The organism is Pseudoduganella violacea, from assembly GCF_014191875.1.
Classification (GTDB): Bacteria; Pseudomonadota; Gammaproteobacteria; order Burkholderiales; family Burkholderiaceae_D; genus Rugamonas; species Rugamonas violacea_A.
This window is the reverse complement of sequence record NZ_JACHXD010000006.1, coordinates 123,245-142,947: the sequence shown is the minus strand read 5'-3', so window position 1 is coordinate 142,947 and position 19,703 is coordinate 123,245. Positions and strand designations below refer to the sequence as shown.

The following is a 19,703-nucleotide window of genomic DNA, read 5'->3' as shown; positions in this document are numbered from 1 at the left end:
ATGACGTAAAGTAAAGTGTTCATCTTGTCCTCGCTCTTGAAAGTCGCTGAAGCGTACTTAAGCTCAGTGCTATTGATAATGAAACAAAGAAGACACTGCTGCGTAAAACGGCCGACGAATCAACCAGATTCTCGCCCCTCCCGCCAAGAATGGCCAACGCATAGAGCGCGCCATACAAAGCGATAAAAATAATAGATGTCCCGTTTTGTATTGCCTTCCAGTTCTTTTCTCTTTGCGGAAGCTGCTCCATTTCATTGATGATGGAAATATGCAGGACAAGACCGAACGAGACAAAATCCGGCGCAGCAAAGGCTTCAACTTTCCCGGCCTTGGCGGCGGCCCATACAAGCAACCTCATTAAGACCGGAATCAGTCCGACGAGAAAGGTATACGCCAACCATTTGCTTCTGGAGAATTTCATATACCACTCGCCCCTGCATTGAAAAGTATAGTCGTCTCCTGCCATCATGAACGAGGCAGGGACGGCTCTTCTTAATCCGGCTCAGTGGTATGTGAAAGGCTGCCGCTGAATGCGGCAGCCGGAGGGGATGCGCTTACAGCGCCACGGCGGGAGTGCAGCGGCGGCGGGCGAAGCCGGCAACCAGCAGGCCGGCGGCGACCAGCAGCAGGGAGCTGGGTTCGGGGACTTTGGCGCTCAGCGACACATTGTCGATGGCCAGGCCCGCTGCGCCAGTCCAGGTCTGCGGAATGTAGTTGGAGAAGCGCAGAGTCAGGTTCTGGCCCTGGTGCGACGCCAGCAAGGCGCTGACATTGATGCTGCGCGCATCCCATGCCATATTCGTTTCGCTGGCGATGTCGTAGCTGAACACATTGCCCAGCAGCGTAGCACCCTGCAGGATATCGACCTTGAAGCTGCGCGCCTGGCCGGAGTAGCTCGCCACGATGGAGTCGCTCCAGGACAGGGTGGCTTCCTTCAGGCCTTGCGGCACGAAGAAGTTCTGCGCCAGCGTGTACTTGGTCGTGGCCGTACCATCGTTCATGACGTAGGCGGCATAGCTGCCGTCGATGGGATTGCCCACCGTCGAGCAACCGGTGGCGCTGCCAACCTTGGCCACATTCCAGTCGCGCCCGGCGCCGGCGCAGGTGCCAGTGCTGCCCAGGCCCGAAGTGGTCCAGCCGTTCAGATTGCCCGTTTCAAAACTGCCATTGCTCAGAAGCTGGATCGAGCCAGCTTGTACCGCACCTGCCGACATCATTGCCGCAACAACAGCAAACTTTACGAATTTCATCGTTACTTACCTTTATGCAATTTCAAATTAAAGCTTGCATAGAGCAAGTTGCATGCCAGATCTGTAAGTCTTTGTTTTAAAAGAAAACCGATTTTTCAGCATCCGGCAAGTGTAAAGAAATCCGACACTTTTATGCCTGCGCATTGCGGCGCACCCGCCCCAGCAGGAAAGGCATGCTGAACAGATACAGGGCCGCGCCGCCCAGCCAGACCGCCCCCGGGAAGGTGCTGCGCGACATGAAATACAGGGTGCTAATGCCGACCGGCCCGATAATCGTCGCCAGACTGGCGATACTGGCCAGCACGCCCTGCAAACGCCCCTGCTGCTCCGCATCGGTGCCGGCCGACATCAGCGACTGCAGAACCGGCGCGCCGATGCCGCCCACGCAGAACACCGGCAGCAGCAGGAAGGCGACCCAACCCTCGGTGGCCCAGGCGATCGCCGCATAGGCCAGCGCATCGGCCGTAATCCCGATCAGCAGAGTGCGCCGCTCGCCGTAGCGTTCGGACAAAGGCCCGGCCACGAAAGCCTGGGCCACGGCGTGAAACACGCCAAAGCCCGCCAGCGAAATGCCGATGGTCAGGGAACTCCAGGCGAACTTGTCTTCGCCATACATGACCCAGACCGTGCCGGCCACCTCGCCCACCAGGGCCAGCACGAAATACACCACCATCAGCGGCAGCAGAACGGGAAAGCTCAGCGCCCAGCGCAGCGGCGCCAGCGGATTCAGGGGTACCGGCACCGCTTGCGGCGTGCGCGATTCGCGCATCACGAAAAAGGCCACGACCAAGTTCAGCGCATCCAGCAGCGCCGCCGCCAGGAAGGGCGCGCGCACCCAGTATTCCCCCAGCAGGCCGCCAATCACGGGGCCGATGATGAAGCCGACGCCAAAGCAGGCGTTGAGCTGGCCGAAGCGGCGGCTGCGCTGGTTCTCCGGCGTGACGTCGGCGATATAGGCCGAAGCCACGGCCAGGCTGGCGCCGGTAATGCCGGCGATGGCGCGGCCGAGGAAGAGCAGCGACAGCGAGGGCGCCAGCGCCAGCAGCACATAGTCGATCATCGAGCCGGCCAGCGACATCAGCAGCACGGGGCGGCGCCCGATGCGGTCGCTCAGCGCGCCCAGGATCGGCGAAAAAATGAATTGCATCAAGGCGTACAGGCCGGTAAACGCACCAAAGCGCCAGCCCAGCTCGGCAGTGTGGCCCACGTCGCGCATCAGTTGCGGCACGATGGGCATGGTCAGTCCGATACCGGCGGCGCTGATCACCACCGAACCCATGACCGCGTAGAGTCCTTTGTTCATATCTTGCTCAATTTATCATCGATAAATTTAATTATAGGTGATAAAGTTTACGTGTCAAAAGAATTTTTTTCAGGATCGGAACATGAAAGTTGAACGCAAGCAGATCGTCGCCGCAGCGCTCGATCTGCTGAACGAGGTCGGCGTGGACAAGCTCTCCACCCGCCTGCTGGCCGAACGCCTGGGCGTGCAGCAGCCGGCCCTGTACTGGCACTTCAAGAATAAGCGCGCCCTGCTGGACGCAATGAATCTGGAAATCATGGAGCGCGCCCACCAGCGCACCCTACCGCAAGCGGACGAAGACTGGCGCAGCTTCCTCGGCGAGAACGCGCGCAGCTTCCGCCGCGCCCTGCTCGCCTATCGCGACGGCGCGCGCCTGCACGCCGGCAGCGAGCCGGTGCCCGACACCCTGCCCGCGCTGGACGCGCAACTGCGTTTCATCTGCGAGGCCGGCATGGACATGGGGGATGCCATCGATCTGCTCGTTACGATATCCCATTATGTGGTGGGCTGCGTGCTGGAGGAGCAAGCCGACCATCCCGATCCGGCCACGCTCGATGAAAGTGTGCTCGCCTACCCACAACTCGCGGCGGCCATGCAGCGCTATCGCCAGCGCAGCCCCGACCAGCACTTCGAAGCCGGCCTCGCCCTCATCCTGAACGGCGCCGCTTAAGGCTGCACTTTTCGGACCACCGTCTCTTCCGGCTTGAGCGCGCTGCCGTCGCGGCGGCGCAAGACAAGCTGGGGGACGGGCTTGCCGCTATCGGCTTCCACCAGGCTCGAACGGGCTTCCCCCTTGACATACAAATGGTGCTCGCCCCATTGGCGCAAGCCCACCACCACGGTGAACAGGTCGCGGCCCCTGGCCGTCAGCAGATATTCCTGATAGGCCGTACCGTCCGAGGCCGGCGCCACTTCCAGCACGCCGGCTTCGACCAGTTTTTGCAGGCGGTCGCTAAGGATATTGCGCGCAATGCCCAGGTTGCGCTGGAATTCGCCGAAACGGCGGATGCCGTCGAAAGCGTCGCGCACAATCAGCAGGGACCAGCGATCCCCAACCACATCCAGCGTGCGCGCCACCGGACAAAACTCCGCCTGCTTTTGCTTGCCCATATCTCCCCCATGGTTTTGGTTGCATTTTAAAACTACATTCCCTATGCTTCAACCAGTTTTAATTTGCAACCACATTAAGGAAGCCATCCATGTCCGCCCTATCCCGCAGTCTAGTCCTGCTGTTTGCCATCGCCGCCGCATTCAGCGTGGCGAATGTGTATTACGCCCAGCCCCTGCTGGACGCCTTCGCCGCCGATTTCGGTTTCAGCCATGCGAACGTGGGCCTGGTGGTCACCGCCACGCAAATCGGCTGCGCGCTGGCACTGCTGCTGCTCGTGCCGCTGGGCGATCTGCTCGACCGCAAGCGCCTGACCATGGCGCAGTTGCTGGCTCTATGCCTGACGCTGCTGGCGCTGGGCTGCGCCGCCTCGCCCACCCTGCTGCTACTCGGCATGCTGGGCGCGGGCCTGCTCGGCACCGCAATGACCCAGGGACTGATCAGCTATGCCGCCAGCGTGGCCGCGCCCGCGCAGCGGGGCCAGGTGGTCGGCACCGTGCAGGCCGGCGTGATGCTGGGCCTGCTGCTGGCGCGCGTGTTGTCCGGTGCCGTGGCCGATGTGGCGGGCTGGCGCGCCGTGTATTTTCTGTCGGCCGCGCTCAGCGCCATCATGCTGCTGGCCTTGCGCCGCGCCCTGCCGCAGCAACAGCAGCAGCTTGCCGCCGCCGGCGACAGTGCGCCACGCCTGCGCTATGGACAATTGCTGCTGTCCATGTTCACGCTGCTGAAAACCGAACGCACCCTGCAGGTACGCGGCACGTTGGGCCTGCTGCTGTTCGCCGCCCTGAACATCTTCTGGAGCGCCCTGGTGCTGCTGCTGAGCGCCCCGCCCTATGCCTTGTCGCACACGGCCATCGGCGCCTTCGGCCTGATCGGCGCGGCCGGCGCGCTGGGCGCGGCGCGCGCGGGCGCCCTGGCCGACCGGGGACTGGGCCAGCGCACCAGCGGCGCCGCCCTGCTGCTGATGCTGGCCGCCTGGCTGCCCTTGGCCTGGGGCGCGACATCGCTGGCGGCGCTGGTGCTTGGCATCATCCTGCTCGACCTGGCGGCGCAAGCCCTGCATGTAACCAACCAGAGCATGATCCTGAGCGGGACCAGCCAGGCGCACAGCCGGCTGATCGGCGGCTATATGCTGTTCTACGCCGCCGGCAGCGGCGCGGGCGCCATCGCCACCACCAGCATTCATGCGGCGTATGGCTGGAGCGGCGTCTGCATGCTGGGCGCGGGCGTCAGCCTGGCCGCGCTGATCTTTTGGCGCGCGACTTTACCAAGAGTCAAGGCTGTCTGTGAGGCAATTTCCTAATATTTCTCATCGAAACTGCATCATTTACTTGCAACAAGGTAGTCATTTCGGGATAATTTGATGCTAATGATTCTCATTTAAAAAAATAAAGCCAGCCAAAGTCCTGCGTGGATGATCGTAGCCAGCTTCCACCACAACAGGACAATCCCATGAAGAAGACGCCGCTGGCGCTGATGATCGCCCTCGCCCTCCAGCAATTCCCCGCCCACGCCGACAGCACCGACCAGGCCATGCCGACCGTCACCGTCGGCGCCGTCAAGGAAACGCCGTACAACCCGGTCAGCGCCACCAGCGCCACCAAGATCGACGCCCCTCTGCGCGACATTCCGCAAACGGTGAACGTGGTGCCGCAAACCCTGCTGCGCGACCAGGGCGCGCACTCGATGCAGGACGCGATGAAGGCCGTGCCGGGCATCGGCCTGTCTCACGGTGACGGCCAGCGCGACCAGATCACCATCCGCGGCTTCAGCGCCCTGGGCGACCAATTCATCGACGGCATGCGCGACGACGCCATGTACTTCCGCGACCTGTCCAATGTGGAGCAGGTCGAAGTGCTGAAAGGCCCGGCCTCCGTGCTCTACGGCCGCGGCTCTTCCGGCGGCCTGATCAACCGCATCACCAAGAAGCCCGGCATCGACAAGACCGAAGTCAGCCTGACCGTCGGCAGCTGGAGCCAGAAGCGCGGCGAATTCGACCTGGCCCGCAACTTCGAGGACAAGGGCGCCGCCTTCCGCGTCACCGGCGCCAAGGAAGACGCCGACAGCTTCCGCGACCAGCAATTCCTCAAGCGCGAAGCGCTGTCGCCATCCGTGCTGTTCAAGCTGACGCCGGACACCAGCCTGCTGCTGCAAGCCGAATACATCTCCGACCGCCGCGTGACCGACTTCGGCATCCCGGCCTATAAAGACCGCGCGGTCGATGTCGATCCCTCGACCTACTACGGCGCCGCCAATGCCCGCGACTTCGACTACAGCCAGTCGCGCGTGACCTCCTTCGGCATGGTGCTGAACCACCGCATCAACGACAACCTGACCCTGCGCAACGCCCTGCGCCAGTACGACTACAAGCTCGACCGCAACAACACCCTGGTCGGCGCGGTCAATGAAGTGGCGAAGACCGCCTCGCTCAACCGCAGCAATGTGAAGCGCGCCGAAGACGGCATCTTCAACCAGACCGAACTGGTCCAGAAAGCCGTGATCGGCGGCATGCCGCACCAGATCCTTTACGGCGTGGAATTCGGCAAGCAGAACAAGGACCAATTGTTCCGCAGCCAAAACAATGTCGCCACCGTCGACCTGTTCAAGCCAGTTGCGCCGAAGCTGCCCTTTAGTGTGACGGCCGCGCCCTCGACCGACAACCTCGGCATCCTGACCGTTTCCAGCGCCTATGTGCAGGATCTGGCCACGCTGACGCCGGAATGGAAAGCCCTGGTCGGCGCCCGCTTCGACAAATTCAAGCAGGAAACCGAAGAGCGCCGCGCCGGCCAGGCCAACCTGAGCCGCACCGACCGCGCCTGGAGCCCGCGCGCCGGCCTGGTGTACCAGCCGCGCCAGGACCAGTCCTACTACGTCTCCTACAGCAAATCCTTCCAGCCCTCGGCCGAAAGCCTGCCGCTGGCCGCCAACGCCGCCAATATCGAGCCGGAAGAAACCAGCAACAAGGAAATCGGCGCCAAGTTCGACTTCTTCGGCGGCCGCGCCTCGGCCACCGCCTCGCTGTACCAGCTCGAACGCACGAATATCAAGTCCACCGACCCGGTCAGCAACAAGCTGATCCCGATCGGCACGCAAAAGACCAATGGCCTGGAGCTGAGCTTCACCGGCGACCTGGGCCAAGGCTGGCAAGTATTCGGCGGCTACGCCTACATGGACGCGGAAGTGAGCAAGTCCTTCGCCAAGGATGACGGCCAGTTCGTGCAAGGCAAGCGCCCCACGCTGACGCCGAAACAAAGCATGAACCTGTGGGTCAGCAAAGCGCTCGGCGGCGGCTTCAGCGCCGGCGCCGGCGTCAACTACGTAGCCGACCGCTTTGCCAACCCCGGCAACACGGTGACGCTGCCAAGCTACGTGACGGCCGACGCCATGCTGGCCTACCGCGTGCGCGGCCTCGATCTGCAACTGAACATCAACAACCTGTTCGACCGCAACTACATCGCCGCCGGCCACGGCAGCAGCAAGTTGCTGAACCTGCCCGGCGCCCCCCGCAACGTCCAGCTCACCGCCCGCTACAACTTCTAAGCTTTGCGCCAAATCAAAAAATGTCCACCCTGGTGTCAGGCACGAGGGTCGGACATTGTTTGATTTGGATCAAAGAGCTGGCAAGCTGGCTCGGCTGTAGGGAGGCGGAATTTCGTGTCAGAATAGGCGGTTGCCAACTGCGGAGCTGCTTATGATTTATGAAATCGCTGAAATCCAGATCAAACCCGATGTCCATGCTGACTTTGAGGCGGCGGTGCGCGAAGCTGTGCCGCTGTTCCGTGCTTCGCCGGGGTGCTTGTCGATGCGGCTGGAACGCATCATCGAACGGCAGGATACTTACCACCTCGTGATCGGCTGGGAGACGCTGGAGCATCATACCGTGCAGTTCCGCAGCAGCGAGACTTTCACCGCCTGGCGCGCGCTGGTCGGCCCCTTCTTTGCCGCGCCACCCAGGGTCGAGCATACGCAGAATGCCTTGAACGGCTTCTGATCAACACAACGGGGCCTTGCGCCCCGTTTTCACTTCCTGTCCTCAATGCTTCATGCGTACCAGCGCCAGGCCCAAGAGGATCGTGGCCAGGATGGCCATCGGACTGGGTTCAGGCACGCGCTCTTCAGGAATGCTGGCGCGCTCGGGCTTTTGCGCCGGTTTCTCCTTGCTTGCAGCGCTCTCAAGCAAGTCACTGCGCAAAGGCAGACTGCTCGCTGCCTGTCCCTCAGCCGCCACCGGCACGGATGCCAGCAAGGCCAACACCAGCAATACTTCCTTGACCATAAATTGCCTTCTTTGCCAAATACCTTTGCGACAATACAACTAAAATTAACATATGTAAACTATCTAGGCTTAGAAGAAATTGGTAGGCGGATAGCGCAATGGAAACGAACAATGCTTTTATGACTAAGCGCGCATAATGGCGCGAAAGGAGGATTTTATGGCGAAAACTATCCATCGCAACTTCAAGGAAATCGCGGACGCGGAGCAGGCGCGGGCAGCGCTGCTGAATGCCGGCTGGCGCGCGGCGGCGGTGCAGGTGAACCGGCATGAGGCGCGGCAGGCCGATACGTCGACCAGCGCCGTGCGCAATCTCTTCGATTCGCTGACGCCCGATGCGGCCGATCATACCGACCAGCCGCTCGCCAGCCCCGCCGCCCTGCTCAGCGTCGATGTCGATGACGACGTCCACCGCGAACAGGCGGACGCCATCATGCGCCACTACGGCGCCAGCGAGGCGTAAGCGCGTTCAGGAAGCGGTATGGTGAAACACCTGCCGCAAGTAGGCGAGGAAGGTCTCGTCCTTGCACAGGGTCTTGCCCGGCGAATCGGACAGCTTGGCCACCGACTGCCCATTGCAGCGGATCAGCTTCATGACGATATTCAGCGGCGTCAGCCCCACATCATTGGTCAGGTGGGTGCCGATGCCGAAGCCGGTCATGATGCGGTTGGCGAAGTGGCGGTACAGGCTGAAGGCGGTGTCGAAATCCAGGCCGTCGGAGAACACCAGGCGCTTGGTGTTTGAATCGATGCGTAGCGCGGCATAGTGGGCGATGGCCTTTTCACCCCACAGCACGGGGTCGCCCGAGTCGTGGCGCAGGCCGTCGAACAGCTTGGCGAAGTAGAGGTCGAAGTCGTCGAGGAAGGCGTCCATCCCCACCACGTCGGTCAGGGCGATACCGAGATCGCCGCGGTATTCCTGCACCCAATCCTCCAGCGCCGCCTTCTGGAAATCGCGCAGGCGCACGCCGAAAGCCTGGAAGGATTGGATGTATTCATGCGCCATGGTCCCGATCGGGAACAGGCCGAACTTCTTGGCCAGGTAGACGTTTGACGTGCCCTTGAAGAAGCGCGGCGCTTCGGCTGCCAGCGTTTGCACCACTTCATCGTGCCAGGCGGCCGAGAAGCGGCGGCGCAGGCCGAAGTCGGAAAATTCAAACGGGTGGCGCAGTCCCGGCAGATTGCCGAACTCCTTCAGCGCGCGCAGCTTGTCGTGCAGGCGCGCCCGGCCTTCTTCCAGCGCCGACTCTTCATCGAAACGGCGGAAGTACAGCTCGTTGACGATGTAGAGCACAAAGATTTCGAAGCCCATCACGTGCACCTGCGGGCCGGCGGCGTGGATCACCAGGCGCTCGCCATCCGTTTCGACCGTGATGAATTTGCGCTGGAAACGGAACACTGTGAGGAAGTCGACGAAGTCGCTCTTCATATAGCGCAGCGAGCGCAGATAGGACAGCTCGTCCTCACTGAAGGACATCGCGCACAGATGGTCGAGCTGCTCCTCGACTTCTTCCTTCAACTGGGCCAGCGGGAAGACCGGCGTATTGCGGCAGACGAATTCGTATTCGGTATGCGAATTCGGCTGGCTGTGCAACAGCGCCTGCCACATGGTGAATTTATACAGGTCGGTTTCCAGCAGGCTGCGGACGACGGGGATCATGCGGTAGTTCTCCAGTAAGGGATGGTGCAGAGGCTTCTCAGCGGCCGGCGTTGGTCAGCAGCTCTTGCAGCACATCGCCCGATTGCGCCAGCTGCGCGCCGCGCGCCTGCATCGCCTGCAGGAAGCCGTGCTGCTGCTGTTCGAAGCCGGCCACAGGGCTCATGCAGTCGGTGATCAACACCAGGCGCGCGGGGTCGATATGATCGGTGACATGTTCGGTGGTGGCCTTGACGCAGTGGCTGCTCGCCTCGCCCGCGATATACACGCGGTCGGCCTGGGCCAGGCTGGCGATCAGGCCGCGGTTCAGCTGCGTATCGGGATCGGCGTCGTCCGGCACCTCGGCCATCACGGCGGAATAGTGCTCGGTCCACGGATTCGAACCCTTGGCGATCTTGGTCACCACGCCCAGCGCCGCGTCTTCCCAGCGGTTATAGGCGGCACGCACATCTTCGTGCACATTGTGGCCCCAGGAGCCGATTTCGCAGTGCACGGGCCAGACCATCAGGCGGTAGCGGCCATGCGCTTCCAGCTGCTCCAGATAGGACAGCGCGCGCGGCAAAGCTTCGCGGTCGCGCGGCAGAAAGCGCGCGGCGCGCACGTCGGCGCTGGATATTTCGGTGAAAGGCGCCACGGCCGCGCCATCGGCCGCATACCAGAAGGTCGGATGGGCGATATCGTAACGGTGGTGGGAATCGAGGGTGACGCTGATTTCGCTCAGGCCATGGCGGCCGCGATTGATCAAGCCAGCCAGGCGCAACATGTCCTGGTGCGCGCCGCGCACCGGCAAAGCCGGCGCATGCGGGGTGCGCGTGGCCGGGTTTTCGGGACGATAACTGTCCGGCAGATCGCAGAAATCGTTCTGCGGGTCGATGACGAGAAGGTGCAGCTTGCGTTTCATTGCGGGACTCCGTGGCGCGCTTGGTATCCAGCATGATACCGGCTGCCACGGAATCCACCAAAAAACGGCCGCCGCCGCGGCCTCAAGCCATCAAGCGGCCAGCAGCGCCTCGATGGTCTGGCGGCCCTTGGCCACGGTGTCGGCCACCGCCTGCTCGCCCCCGGCCACGCCTTCGGCCTGGATAAAGCGGATGTCGCTCATGCCGAGGAAGCCCAGCGCCGCGCGCAGATAGGTGCTGAGGAAGTCGAAGCCGCTGCCTGGGCCGTCGCTGTACACGCCGCCGCTGGCGGTGAATACATACACTTTCTTGCCCTGCACCAGGCCCAGCGGGCCGTTCTCGGTGTATTTGAAGGTCAGGCCGGCGCGCGCGATATGGTCGATCCAGGCTTTCAGCGTGGAAGAAATCGAAAAGTTGTACATCGGCGCGCCGATCACGATCACATCGGCGGCGAACAGTTCGGCCACCAGCGCATCGGAAGTTTTGACCACGGCCGCCTGCGCGGCATTGCGCTGCTCCGGCGCGGTGAAAAAGGCGCCCATCATGTCCTCGCTCAGATGGGGCACGGGTTGCGCCGCCAGGTCGCGCTCGACGATGGTGTCGCCCGGATTGGCCGCCCGCCACTTGGCGATGAACTCGGCCGACAACTGACGCGACAGGGAACCGGAACTACGCACGCTGCTATTGATATACAGTACATTTGCCACGATGAACTCCTGATGGGGTGGGGATTGCGTTCATCTTAGTTCGCGTTTAGTATCGAGAAAACCAGTTTTATCTGAATCAAATCCATCGATTTTCTTGATATATGCGCGACCCCGGCCTGCCCTCCCTCGAACAATTACGCGTGTTTACCGCCGTGATCGACCATGGCGGCTTCGCCCATGCGGCGCGCGCCCTGCACCGCACGCAATCGGTGATCAGCTACACGGTCGCCAATCTGGAAGACCAGCTGAATATCGCCCTGTTCGACCGCAGCAAGCGCAAGCCGACCTTGACCGAGGCCGGCAAAGCCCTGCTGTCGGACGCGCGCGCGGTGCTGATGCGGGTCGACTCGATGCGCGCCCGCGCCAAAGCCCTCGGTTCCGGCATGGAAGCCGAAGTCTCGCTGGTGGTCGATGTGATGTTCCCCACCTGCCATCTGGTGCGGATTCTCGACGCCTTCCAGGAGCATTTCCCCACGGTCGCCATGCGCCTGCACACCGAGGCGCTGGGCGCGGTCACGCAGATGGTGCTGGAGCGGCGCGCCAATGTGGGCCTGAGCGGCTACACCGTCAACACGCCCGATGCGCTGGAACGCGAGGCGGCCGGCCACGCCACGCTGCTGCCGGTCTGTTCGCCGCTGCATCCGCTGGCACGGCTGGACGGCGGCATTCCCAACGCCGTCGCGCGCGAGCATCTGCAACTGGTGCTGACCGACCGCAGCAAGCTGACCGAAGGCCAGGATTTCGGCGTGCTCGGTTTGCGCGACTGGCGCCTGGGCGACCTGGGCGCCAAGCACGCGCTGCTGCGCGGCGGCATCGGCTGGGGCAGCATGCCGGAATCGGTGGTGCGCGACGACCTGGAAAACGGCCGCCTGGTCGAGCTGAAAATCCAGGACGGCGGCACTTTCCACTATCCGCTCTTCGTGATCCGCCGCAAGGATGAGGAGCCGGGGCCGGCCACGCGCTGGCTGATCCAGCAATTCATTGAACTCGACCATACCCTGCCCCACCCAATTTTCTGAGCGCCGGCTCCTACAAGGGCGCAGCCTGTGCGCCTACACACACCCGGCTGTTCACGTCCTAGCATGGTTATGGCGGCTACTTCAGCGCCGCCGCAACCTTTCAACAGGAGACGCAGATCATGACTAAGCCAAACCAGCCCGGCCGGCAGGATCAGCAACAGGAGCAGTTCCAGTCCGTCAACCAGCAGGGGCAGCAGAAAAGCGGCACGCGCAGCGACAGCCAGCAGTCGGACAAGGCGCGCAAGGAACAAAGCGACGATTGGCGCAACCAGCAATCGGGCGACTCATACGCCAACCAGCAATCCCAGCGCCAACCGGGCAGCCGCCAAGGCGAGCAGGCCGAAGACGAAAACGATGAATTCATCGCCCCGCACCGTGGCGGCAACCTCGGTCCGGACGATAAACGGCGCTAAGGCCTAAGGCCATCCGCACCGCAGCCCTGGCCGCGCCTCGCCCTCAGCTGGCGATGCCGGCCACGCGCAGGCGGGCCTTCAGGCGGCGCACTTCTTCGCTCAGGTCCACCACCAGCGCCGCCACATCTTCATTCGCATCGAAAACCTGCTCCACCTCCAGCAGCTGGCGCGCGCGCACCAGGTCGACGCTGGTAAAGCGCCAGCATTCCCGCGCCTGGCTGGCATCCGCCAACAGCACGCCGGCCCGCACATGCTGCAGCACCCAGTCGGGCTGCACGGCGCACACCCGCGCCAGTTCTTCCAGCGTCAGCGCCGCCTCTTCCAGCAAGACGCCACGCATGGCTGCATCGCTTGCCATGGCCTAGCCTCCCAGCGCGGCGCGCGGATTGAAAGCCAGTTCGCGCGCCATTTGTTGATACAGGGCGCGCGCGCGTTCCGTGTCGGCCGGCGGCAGCGCCACTTCCAGCAGCAGGTACAGATCGCCCGCCGCATTGCTCGGTCCAGAGGCGGGAATGCCGCGCCCTTTCAGGCGCAGCTTGCGCCCGCTCTTCGACTGCGGCGGCACCGTCACCTTGACCTTGCCGGACGGCGTCGGCACGTCGATCTCGCCGCCCAGCGCCGCCTCCCAGGGCGCCACCGGCACGGTCTCGTACACATCGCGCCCTTCGACGCGGTAATGCGGATCGCTTTCGAACTGGATTTCCAGGAACAGGTCGCCCGCCTCGGCGCCGCCGGTGCCGGGCTGGCCCTGGCCGCTCAGGCGCAGCTGCTGGCCGGCGGTGACGCCGACGGGAATGCGCACGTCGAGCGTGCGCTCACGCGTGACCACGCGGGCGCGCTCGTCAAGTTCGGGGATGCGCAGATTGATGGTGCGGGTAGCGCCCTGATAGGCGTCGCGCAGGCTGATGCTGATGCTGGCCTGGCTATCTTCGCCGCGCATGCGCATGCTGCGCCGGCGCGCGCCCACATGGGCGAACAGATCGGCGAAGAAATCGCGGTCGTTGCCGGCGTTGGTGTCGAAATCGGCGCCCCAGTCGGGCGGTGGGCGGAAGCCGCCGCCCGACTGGAAGCCGCCGTGCTGGCGCGCATGGCCCAGCTCATCGTACGCCGCGCGCTTTTCCGCGTCCGACAGCACGGCGTAGGCTTCGTTCAGCTCCTTGGTTTTCGCATCCGCATTCGGCTCCTTGCTGACGTCCGGATGGTATTTGCGCACCAGCTTGCGGTAAGCCTGCTTGATCTCGTCATCGCTGGCCGTCTTGGCCACGCCCAGCGCAGCGTAGTAATCCTTGTATTCCACGGAAGTGCTCTCCAGGTCGAATCCTGCAGAGCACAGAATACCGCAAAGCGCAGGGCTTAGCGCACGCGCCGGATCGAAGAGAAGCGGTCGTTCATGCCGCCCACATTCGGATAGCGGCCCGGCCCGTAGACCACGCATTCGCCACGGTAGTCGGCATGCTCGCACAGCTCCCACTGGCCTTCGCTGATAATCAGGGAGCTGACGCGGTCGTTGAAGTTCAGGTCCACCAGGCTGCGCATATTGCTGCGCACGCTCACACTCGGACCTTCGAAGCGGGAGTCGGTATACAGTTCGACCGGCGGCAATTGCTGGCGGTCGCGATCACGATCGCGGTCGCGGCCGCGCCAGTCGTGGTCATGGCCGCGGTCATCGCGGCCGCGGTTATCGTTCCAGCCGCCACCGCCGCCCCAGCGGTCGCGGTTGCGCACCTGTACTTCGCGCGCCGAGGAAATGCTGTTATTGAAACGCCGCAGGTCGGCATATTCGCCGCGCTCGAACACGGCGCAATAGCCGCCGAAATCGCGGTGCTCGCATAACTCCCAGGCGCCGGAATGCACCACCAGGCTGGAAGCGCGGTCGTTGAAGCCCAGGTCGCGGAAGTTGGAGGTGGTTTCGTACACCGTCACTTCGGAACCGCGGAAGCCCTCACGCGCGTACAGGGTCATTTCGCCGGCCGAGGCGGCTTGGCTGATCAGGGTGGCGGCCAACAGGCTGGCCAGGGTAAACATGCGTTTCATATCAAAATCTCCGTAGGGTGCTCCGCGCGCGCGGCTTGCTGCTTGTTCAACGCTGAGCGCAACCCGTTAGACTACACGACTGTGTAACAAATTCCTACCCTGCAGCGCTGTCGGACGGAAAAACTGGATTCTGGTTAGAATCTATCTCTTTTCCGCTCCGAAGACTGCCGATCCATGCCACATACCTTCACTTTACCGAATGTTCGCGCTGAAGCCGCCTCCCTCTGGCGCCTGGCCTGGCCGGTGCTGATCGGGCAGCTGGCCACCGTGGGCATGGCGGTGGCGGACGTGGCCATGACCGGCCACGCCAGCGCCGCCGAGCTGGCGGCGGTATCGCTGGGCGCCTCGATCTGGTCCATGGTCCTGGTCTCGGTCAGCGGCACCATGATGGCCATCAATAGCGTGGTGGCGCATGAAGTGGGCGCCGGCGCCTACGGCAAGATCCCGCATTCGGTGCGCCAATCGCTGTGGAAGGCGCTCGGCATCGGCCTGATCGCCATGCTGTTGGCCAATCTGGCCACGCTCTTGTTCGACCACCTGAATATGGACGCGGCGGTGGCGGCGCGCGCCTCGCTGTTCGTGCACATCATCAGCTTCGGCATGCCCGCGTTCGCGGCCTACCGCACCCTGTACGGCTACAGCACCAGCATCAACCAGACCAAGCCGGTGATGGTGATCGCCATCATCGGCCTGCTGTTCAATATCGTCATGAACTGGATGCTCATCTTCGGCAAATTCGGCCTGCCGCAGATGGGCGGCATCGGCTGCGCCGTCTCCACCGCACTGTGCATGTGGCTGATGCTGGGCGCCATGCTGGTCTGGGTGCGCATCGCCCCGGCCTATAAGAACACCTACCCCTTCCACGAATGGGACGGTCCCTGCTGGGCCGAAATCAAGAGCATGCTGCGCCTCGGCCTGCCGATCGGCGTCACCTACTTCGCCGAAGTCAGCGCCTTTGGCGCCGTCAGCCTGCTGGTGGCGCGCTTCGGCGTCAACGAAGTATCGGCCAACCAGATCGCCTTGAACTTTTCCTCGCTGGTCTTCATGGTGCCGGTCAGCTTCGGCATCGGCCTGATCACCCGCGTCGGCCAGGCCATAGGCGAAGGCAATCCGGAACGCGCGCGCTTCACGGCCTGGGTCGGCGTCGCCATGTCGCTCGGCTTTGCCGTGCTGTCGGCCACCCTGATCGCCCTGTTCCGCCACGAAATCGCGCGCGCCTACACCAGCGACGCCGCCGTGCAGGAACTGACCGCCCACCTGCTGCTGTTCGCCGCCATCTTCCAGCTCTCCGACGCCACCCAGGTCGCCACCTCCTGCGCCATCCGCGGCTACAAGGTCACGCGCCCGCCGATGAAGATCCAGCTGCTGGCCTTCTGGGGCTTCGCCCTACCGATCGGCTACATTCTCGGCCTGGCCCCGAGCTGGTTCCCGCTCAGTCCCGCAGCGCCGATGGCCTCGGCTGGCTTCTGGATCGGCCTCGTCCTCGGCCTGACGGTCGCCGCCCTGCTGCTCAGCTGGTACCTCAACCGCCTCTCCCTGCAACGCCTGCGCCCCGCCTGACGTTTGCGCCAAATCAAACAATGTCCCACCCTGGTGTCAGGCACCACGGTCGGACATTCTTTGATCCAGCGCAAACAATGTCCTGCTCTGGTGCCTGACACCAGGGTAGGACATTTGTTGAGGGAGATCAAACGTGGGGTGGCGGTTTGGCCGAAGGAAAGTCGGTTTCGGGAGATGGATTCCGAATCGCGGCGGGTCGTCAGATATGGCTGAGTCTGGTATCGTTTTGGGCTTTTACCTTGTCCGGGATCACCATGCGTTTCTCTCTCTGTTTTCTGGCTTTGATGGCCATCGGTTCGGCGTCGGCTGAGCGTCTTACTTTGGACCGTATCCATGGTGATCCGGCGCTGGCCGGTCCCGGCATGCGCAAGATGAAGGTGTCGCCCGATGGCGCGCGCGTGACGTTCCTGCGCGGCCGCGCCGATGACCAGTTCCAGCTCGATCTGTGGGAATTCAATCTGAAGGATAAGTCGAGCCGCCTGCTGGTCGATTCGCGCGTACTGGTGCCGCAGGAGAATCTGTCCGACGCCGAGAAGGCGCGCCGCGAACGCGAGCGTACCGCCAGCCTGAAAGGCATCATCAGCTATAGCTGGTCGCCAGACGGCAAGCAGCTGCTGGTGCCGATCGCCGGCAACCTGTATCTGGTGGAACTGGCCAAACCCGATAGCGCGCGCCTGGTCGCCACCGGCGCCGTGATCGATCCGCAAATCTCGCCGAAGGGCCGCTATGTGTCCTTCGTGCGCGACCAGAACCTGTTCGTGCTCGACCTGAGCACCGGCAAGGAGCGCCAACTGACCACCGACGGCGCCGCCGCCATCCACAACGGCGAGGCCGAATTCGTGGCGCAGGAAGAGATGCACCAGGTCAGCGGCTATTACTGGGCGCCCGACGATTCGGCTATCGCTTTCAAGCGCTATGACGAGTCGAAAGTGCCAGTGGCGCGCCGCTTCGAAATCTATGCCGACCGCACCGACGTGATCGAGCAGCGCTACCCGGCCGCCGGCGATCCGAACGTGGCGGTGCAGCTGTTCATCGTCTCGCCGGCATCGGGCGAGCGGCGCGAGGTGGATCTGGGTGGCGAGCAGGATATCTATCTGGTGCGCGCCGACTGGAGCGCCAACAGCAAGGCCTTGCTGTTCCAGCGCCAAACGCGCGACCAGAAGAAGCTGGAGCTGGTGTCGGTCGATGCCGCCACCCTGGCCCAGCGCGTGCTGATCACCGAAACCAGCAAGACCTGGGTCAACGTGCTGGACGAGCCGCGCTTCCTCGGCAAGCGCAATGCCTTCCTGTGGGTGTCGGAACGCGACGGCCGCCGCCACCTCTACCTGCATGACCTGGACGGCAAGCTGCTGCACCCGGTCAGCAAGGGCGATTGGGGCATCGACGGCCTGCTGGCCGTGGATGAAAAAGCTGGCCGCGTCTACGTTTCGTCCAATAAGGATGCCGTGATCGACAAGCAGGTGTATGCATTGAACCTGGACGGCAGCAACGCCGACAAGCCGAAGCGCGTGACCCAGGCCGACGGCTGGCACGATGCGAACTTCTCGCGCAATGGCGAAGTGTTCGTCGACACCTTCTCCGATCCGGCCACGCCGCCGAACGTCAGCATCCGCCGCCCGGACGGCAGCATGGTGGGCTGGCTGGAGCGCAATGAGCTGAACGAGTCCCACCCCTACTTCAAGTACAAGTCGGACCATCTGCCGACCGAATACGGCAGCTTGAAAGCCAAGGATGGCCAGACCCTGCACTACTCGCTGGTCAAGCCATACAAGTTCGACGCGGCCAAGCGCTATCCGGTCTACCTGTCGACCTACGGCGGCCCGGGCGCCCAGCACGTGGCGCGCAAATGGGGCAATAACTTCGACCAATATATGGCGCAGCAAGGCTTCGTCGTCTTCCGCCTGGATAACCGCGGTTCTTCGCGCCGCGAACGCGTCTTCACCGACGCCATCTACCGCAATCTGGGCAAGGTGGAAGTGGAAGACCAGCTGACCGGCATCGAGTGGCTGAGCAAGCAAAGCTTCGTCGACGCCAAGCGCATCGGCGTGTTCGGCTGGAGCTATGGCGGCTTCATGACCCTGCGCCTGCTGTCGCAAGCGTCGGACAAGATCGCCATGGGCGTGTCGGTGGCACCGGTCACGGACTGGCAGTTGTACGACACCCACTACACCGAGCGCTTCATGGACCGTCCAAAGGATAACGCCGACGGTTACAAGCAAAGCACGGTGTTCGCCCACGTCGACGGCCTGAAATCGAATCTGCTGCTGATCCACGGCATGGCCGACGATAACGTCCTGTTCACCAACACGACCAAGATGATCGATGCGCTGGTGAACCGCAAGGTGCAGTTCGAACTGATGACTTACCCGGGCGCCAAGCACGGCATTTCCTCGCGCGCCGGCCAGCTGCACGTGTACAGCTATATCGACGCCTACTTCAAGAAGAACCTGAAGCCGGAAACGAATTGATGGTGTAAAGACCTCGTGGCGCTTCGGCGCCATTCTCGCCCGCCAGCGCCAGCCGGCGGGCTTTTTTTATGCGCCAGGCTTATTGGCGATTGCCTTTGTCGACAACGTTATCGATCGCATCGTCCACGGCTTCGCGGGCGTCGCCCACGCCTTTTTGCAGCTTGCCTTCGATCTGGTTCTTGATGCCTTTGGCCTGCTGCTTGGAGCTGCCGATCAGCTCACCGGCTTCCTGCTGGATTTTGCCGCCGATTTCCTTGGCCGTACCTTTGATCTGGTCCTTGTTCATGATGCACTCCTTTGTAGTAAGTTGTACACAGGATTGTGTGACCGGAGTCCATCTTAAGGATGCATAACATTCTGTTCTGTTCGCTCACGAACACAAGTCAGCTCAAGCTTTGCGCCAGACGCTGGCCAGCCAGGGCTGCTGCTCGCGCGGCAAACCGGCTGGACGGTAGTAATGCTGCAGCGCTGCAAAGCCGGCCGCAAGCAGATAGCGTTCCCACGTCGCGTAATCGTAGTAACTGCCATAGCGCGGGCCGTTCCAGCCTTCTTCGTTCTGGCCGCGCGGGTTGGAGCTGAACAGTACGCCGCGCGGCTTGAGCGCGGCGTGCAGCTTCAGCAGCACGTCGGGCAGGGCCGCGCTGGGGACATGGAAGAGCGAAGCGTTGGCATACACGCCGTCGAAATAGGCGGTGGGCAGGTCGAGCGCGACGAAATCCTGCTGCCACACGGGGCAGCCGCTCCATTCGCGCGCCATCTCCACAAACTGCGCCGAACCGTCGATGCCGGTCGGCTCGTGGCCCAGCGCCTTGAAGGCGCGCAGATCGCGCCCCGGCCCGCATCCGAGGTCGAGAATGCGGAACGGCGGCGCGCCTTCGAGCGCATCGAGCAGGGCCGCGATATTCTGGCTCACATCATGGTCGCGCGTACCCTCCAGGAATTGGCGGGCGTTGCGTTCATAGTGTTCCAGCGTGAGGCGGGTGATCTGTTCGATGCGCTTGTCCATCCACCT

At 63.0% G+C, this 19,703-nt stretch carries 22 protein-coding genes; 9 read left to right on the top strand and 13 right to left on the bottom strand.

The window, feature by feature from the left end; genetic code table 11:
* Nucleotides 1-19: 19 nt before the first annotated feature.
* The 3 genes from FHS03_RS12670 to FHS03_RS12660 all read right to left on the bottom strand — a co-directional run bounded on the left by FHS03_RS12670 (nucleotide 20) and on the right by FHS03_RS12660 (nucleotide 2,553).
* Complete coding sequence (locus tag FHS03_RS12670) at nucleotides 20-421, bottom strand: hypothetical protein (protein WP_183441336.1); 402 nt, start codon at nucleotides 419-421, stop codon at nucleotides 20-22.
* Nucleotides 422-554: 133 nt separating this feature from the next.
* Nucleotides 555-1,250: a PEP-CTERM sorting domain-containing protein gene (locus FHS03_RS12665; protein WP_183441335.1), complete on the bottom strand. Its 696-nt coding sequence runs from the start codon at nucleotides 1,248-1,250 to the stop codon at nucleotides 555-557.
* A gap of 130 nt (nucleotides 1,251-1,380) precedes the next feature.
* Nucleotides 1,381-2,553 (bottom strand): TCR/Tet family MFS transporter, encoded by a 1,173-nt coding sequence (locus FHS03_RS12660; RefSeq protein ID WP_183441334.1) that lies wholly within the window; start codon nucleotides 2,551-2,553, stop codon nucleotides 1,381-1,383.
* A gap of 82 nt (nucleotides 2,554-2,635) precedes the next feature.
* On the opposite strand from FHS03_RS12660, the gene tetR reads away from it, so the two are divergent.
* Nucleotides 2,636-3,223, top strand: a complete 588-nt coding sequence (tetR, locus tag FHS03_RS12655) for a tetracycline resistance transcriptional repressor TetR (protein WP_183441333.1) — start codon at nucleotides 2,636-2,638, stop codon at nucleotides 3,221-3,223.
* On the opposite strand, the gene FHS03_RS12650 is transcribed toward tetR, so the two are convergent.
* Nucleotides 3,220-3,663 carry a winged helix-turn-helix transcriptional regulator gene (locus tag FHS03_RS12650; protein ID WP_183441332.1) on the bottom strand — a complete coding sequence of 148 codons (444 nt, stop codon included), beginning with the start codon at nucleotides 3,661-3,663 and terminating at the stop codon, nucleotides 3,220-3,222. The genes tetR and FHS03_RS12650 overlap by 4 nt on opposite strands.
* 89 nt (nucleotides 3,664-3,752) lie before the next feature.
* Between FHS03_RS12650 and FHS03_RS12645 the strand changes: the two genes are divergently transcribed.
* From FHS03_RS12645 to FHS03_RS12635, 3 genes are all read left to right on the top strand, one after another.
* The gene (locus FHS03_RS12645; protein ID WP_183441331.1) at nucleotides 3,753-4,964 is read left to right on the top strand and encodes an MFS transporter; all 1,212 of its coding nucleotides are present in this window, start codon (nucleotides 3,753-3,755) and stop codon (nucleotides 4,962-4,964) included.
* A 149-nt stretch (nucleotides 4,965-5,113) separates the two neighbouring features.
* Nucleotides 5,114-7,201: a TonB-dependent receptor gene (locus FHS03_RS12640; protein WP_183441330.1), complete on the top strand. Its 2,088-nt coding sequence runs from the start codon at nucleotides 5,114-5,116 to the stop codon at nucleotides 7,199-7,201.
* 151 nt (nucleotides 7,202-7,352) lie between these two features.
* Nucleotides 7,353-7,652, top strand: coding sequence for an antibiotic biosynthesis monooxygenase family protein (locus FHS03_RS12635; protein ID WP_183441329.1), 300 nt, complete (start codon nucleotides 7,353-7,355; stop codon nucleotides 7,650-7,652).
* A gap of 42 nt (nucleotides 7,653-7,694) precedes the next feature.
* Here FHS03_RS12635 and FHS03_RS12630 read toward each other — a convergent pair whose 3' ends face one another.
* On the bottom strand, nucleotides 7,695-7,937 hold the full coding sequence (locus FHS03_RS12630) for a hypothetical protein (protein WP_183441328.1): 243 nt from the start codon (nucleotides 7,935-7,937) through the stop codon (nucleotides 7,695-7,697).
* Nucleotides 7,938-8,094: 157 nt separating this feature from the next.
* Here FHS03_RS12630 and FHS03_RS12625 point away from each other — a divergent pair, with 157 nt between their 5' ends.
* Nucleotides 8,095-8,397, top strand: coding sequence for a hypothetical protein (locus FHS03_RS12625; protein WP_183441327.1), 303 nt, complete (start codon nucleotides 8,095-8,097; stop codon nucleotides 8,395-8,397).
* A 6-nt stretch (nucleotides 8,398-8,403) separates the two neighbouring features.
* Here FHS03_RS12625 and pncB read toward each other — a convergent pair whose 3' ends face one another.
* From pncB to FHS03_RS12610, 3 genes are all read right to left on the bottom strand, one after another.
* Nucleotides 8,404-9,594 (bottom strand): nicotinate phosphoribosyltransferase, encoded by a 1,191-nt coding sequence (gene pncB, locus FHS03_RS12620; protein ID WP_183441326.1) that lies wholly within the window; start codon nucleotides 9,592-9,594, stop codon nucleotides 8,404-8,406.
* Between the two features lie 37 nt (nucleotides 9,595-9,631).
* Nucleotides 9,632-10,492 (bottom strand): cysteine hydrolase family protein, encoded by an 861-nt coding sequence (locus FHS03_RS12615; RefSeq protein WP_183441325.1) that lies wholly within the window; start codon nucleotides 10,490-10,492, stop codon nucleotides 9,632-9,634.
* A gap of 90 nt (nucleotides 10,493-10,582) precedes the next feature.
* The gene (locus FHS03_RS12610) at nucleotides 10,583-11,197 is read right to left on the bottom strand and encodes an FMN-dependent NADH-azoreductase (RefSeq protein ID WP_183441324.1); all 615 of its coding nucleotides are present in this window, start codon (nucleotides 11,195-11,197) and stop codon (nucleotides 10,583-10,585) included.
* A 101-nt stretch (nucleotides 11,198-11,298) separates the two neighbouring features.
* Between FHS03_RS12610 and FHS03_RS12605 the strand changes: the two genes are divergently transcribed.
* A complete protein-coding gene (locus FHS03_RS12605) occupies nucleotides 11,299-12,216 on the top strand; it encodes a LysR family transcriptional regulator (protein ID WP_183441323.1) in 918 nt (305 codons plus the stop codon).
* A gap of 119 nt (nucleotides 12,217-12,335) precedes the next feature.
* Nucleotides 12,336-12,629 (top strand): hypothetical protein, encoded by a 294-nt coding sequence (locus tag FHS03_RS12600; RefSeq protein ID WP_183441322.1) that lies wholly within the window; start codon nucleotides 12,336-12,338, stop codon nucleotides 12,627-12,629.
* Nucleotides 12,630-12,672: 43 nt separating this feature from the next.
* Here the strand turns inward: FHS03_RS12600 and FHS03_RS12595 are convergent, their stop codons facing one another.
* The 3 genes from FHS03_RS12595 to FHS03_RS12585 are packed head-to-tail and all read right to left on the bottom strand — an operon-like array spanning nucleotide 12,673 to nucleotide 14,663.
* A complete protein-coding gene (locus tag FHS03_RS12595; RefSeq protein WP_183441321.1) occupies nucleotides 12,673-12,987 on the bottom strand; it encodes a MerR family transcriptional regulator in 315 nt (104 codons plus the stop codon).
* 3 nt (nucleotides 12,988-12,990) lie between these two features.
* Nucleotides 12,991-13,926 (bottom strand): DnaJ C-terminal domain-containing protein, encoded by a 936-nt coding sequence (locus tag FHS03_RS12590; protein ID WP_183441320.1) that lies wholly within the window; start codon nucleotides 13,924-13,926, stop codon nucleotides 12,991-12,993.
* 56 nt (nucleotides 13,927-13,982) lie between these two features.
* The gene (locus FHS03_RS12585; RefSeq protein ID WP_183441319.1) at nucleotides 13,983-14,663 is read right to left on the bottom strand and encodes a beta/gamma-crystallin; all 681 of its coding nucleotides are present in this window, start codon (nucleotides 14,661-14,663) and stop codon (nucleotides 13,983-13,985) included.
* Nucleotides 14,664-14,837: 174 nt separating this feature from the next.
* Here FHS03_RS12585 and FHS03_RS12580 point away from each other — a divergent pair, with 174 nt between their 5' ends.
* Together FHS03_RS12580 and FHS03_RS12575 are read left to right on the top strand one after the other, a co-directional pair.
* Complete coding sequence (locus FHS03_RS12580) at nucleotides 14,838-16,223, top strand: MATE family efflux transporter (RefSeq protein WP_183441318.1); 1,386 nt, start codon at nucleotides 14,838-14,840, stop codon at nucleotides 16,221-16,223.
* Nucleotides 16,224-16,477: 254 nt separating this feature from the next.
* Complete coding sequence (locus FHS03_RS12575) at nucleotides 16,478-18,691, top strand: S9 family peptidase (RefSeq protein ID WP_183441317.1); 2,214 nt, start codon at nucleotides 16,478-16,480, stop codon at nucleotides 18,689-18,691.
* Between the two features lie 79 nt (nucleotides 18,692-18,770).
* On the opposite strand, the gene FHS03_RS12570 is transcribed toward FHS03_RS12575, so the two are convergent.
* Both FHS03_RS12570 and FHS03_RS12565 read right to left on the bottom strand, forming a co-directional pair.
* Nucleotides 18,771-18,977 carry a CsbD family protein gene (locus FHS03_RS12570; protein WP_183441316.1) on the bottom strand — a complete coding sequence of 69 codons (207 nt, stop codon included), beginning with the start codon at nucleotides 18,975-18,977 and terminating at the stop codon, nucleotides 18,771-18,773.
* A 102-nt stretch (nucleotides 18,978-19,079) separates the two neighbouring features.
* Nucleotides 19,080-19,697: a class I SAM-dependent methyltransferase gene (locus FHS03_RS12565; RefSeq protein ID WP_183441315.1), complete on the bottom strand. Its 618-nt coding sequence runs from the start codon at nucleotides 19,695-19,697 to the stop codon at nucleotides 19,080-19,082.
* Nucleotides 19,698-19,703: the final 6 nt, after the last annotated feature.

Bases quoted from the DNA above. Each gene is read 5' to 3' on its own strand.
- FHS03_RS12670 (WP_183441336.1), bottom strand. From the start codon at position 421: ATGAAATTCTCCAGAAGCAAATGGTTGGCGTATACCTTTCTCGTCGGA.
- FHS03_RS12595 (WP_183441321.1), bottom strand. From the start codon at position 12,987: ATGGCAAGCGATGCAGCCATGCGTGGCGTCTTGCTGGAAGAGGCGGCG.
- FHS03_RS12580 (WP_183441318.1), top strand. From the start codon at position 14,838: ATGCCACATACCTTCACTTTACCGAATGTTCGCGCTGAAGCCGCCTCC.
- FHS03_RS12585 (WP_183441319.1), bottom strand. From the start codon at position 14,663: ATGAAACGCATGTTTACCCTGGCCAGCCTGTTGGCCGCCACCCTGATC.
- FHS03_RS12575 (WP_183441317.1), top strand. From the start codon at position 16,478: ATGCGTTTCTCTCTCTGTTTTCTGGCTTTGATGGCCATCGGTTCGGCG.
- FHS03_RS12665 (WP_183441335.1), bottom strand. From the start codon at position 1,250: ATGAAATTCGTAAAGTTTGCTGTTGTTGCGGCAATGATGTCGGCAGGT.
- FHS03_RS12565 (WP_183441315.1), bottom strand. From the start codon at position 19,697: ATGGACAAGCGCATCGAACAGATCACCCGCCTCACGCTGGAACACTAT.
- FHS03_RS12570 (WP_183441316.1), bottom strand. From the start codon at position 18,977: ATGAACAAGGACCAGATCAAAGGTACGGCCAAGGAAATCGGCGGCAAA.
- FHS03_RS12625 (WP_183441327.1), top strand. From the start codon at position 8,095: ATGGCGAAAACTATCCATCGCAACTTCAAGGAAATCGCGGACGCGGAG.
- FHS03_RS12605 (WP_183441323.1), top strand. From the start codon at position 11,299: ATGCGCGACCCCGGCCTGCCCTCCCTCGAACAATTACGCGTGTTTACC.
- FHS03_RS12660 (WP_183441334.1), bottom strand. From the start codon at position 2,553: ATGAACAAAGGACTCTACGCGGTCATGGGTTCGGTGGTGATCAGCGCC.
- FHS03_RS12635 (WP_183441329.1), top strand. From the start codon at position 7,353: ATGATTTATGAAATCGCTGAAATCCAGATCAAACCCGATGTCCATGCT.
- FHS03_RS12615 (WP_183441325.1), bottom strand. From the start codon at position 10,492: ATGAAACGCAAGCTGCACCTTCTCGTCATCGACCCGCAGAACGATTTC.
- FHS03_RS12650 (WP_183441332.1), bottom strand. From the start codon at position 3,663: ATGGGCAAGCAAAAGCAGGCGGAGTTTTGTCCGGTGGCGCGCACGCTG.
- pncB (WP_183441326.1), bottom strand. From the start codon at position 9,594: ATGATCCCCGTCGTCCGCAGCCTGCTGGAAACCGACCTGTATAAATTC.
- tetR (WP_183441333.1), top strand. From the start codon at position 2,636: ATGAAAGTTGAACGCAAGCAGATCGTCGCCGCAGCGCTCGATCTGCTG.
- FHS03_RS12630 (WP_183441328.1), bottom strand. From the start codon at position 7,937: ATGGTCAAGGAAGTATTGCTGGTGTTGGCCTTGCTGGCATCCGTGCCG.
- FHS03_RS12640 (WP_183441330.1), top strand. From the start codon at position 5,114: ATGAAGAAGACGCCGCTGGCGCTGATGATCGCCCTCGCCCTCCAGCAA.
- FHS03_RS12600 (WP_183441322.1), top strand. From the start codon at position 12,336: ATGACTAAGCCAAACCAGCCCGGCCGGCAGGATCAGCAACAGGAGCAG.
- FHS03_RS12645 (WP_183441331.1), top strand. From the start codon at position 3,753: ATGTCCGCCCTATCCCGCAGTCTAGTCCTGCTGTTTGCCATCGCCGCC.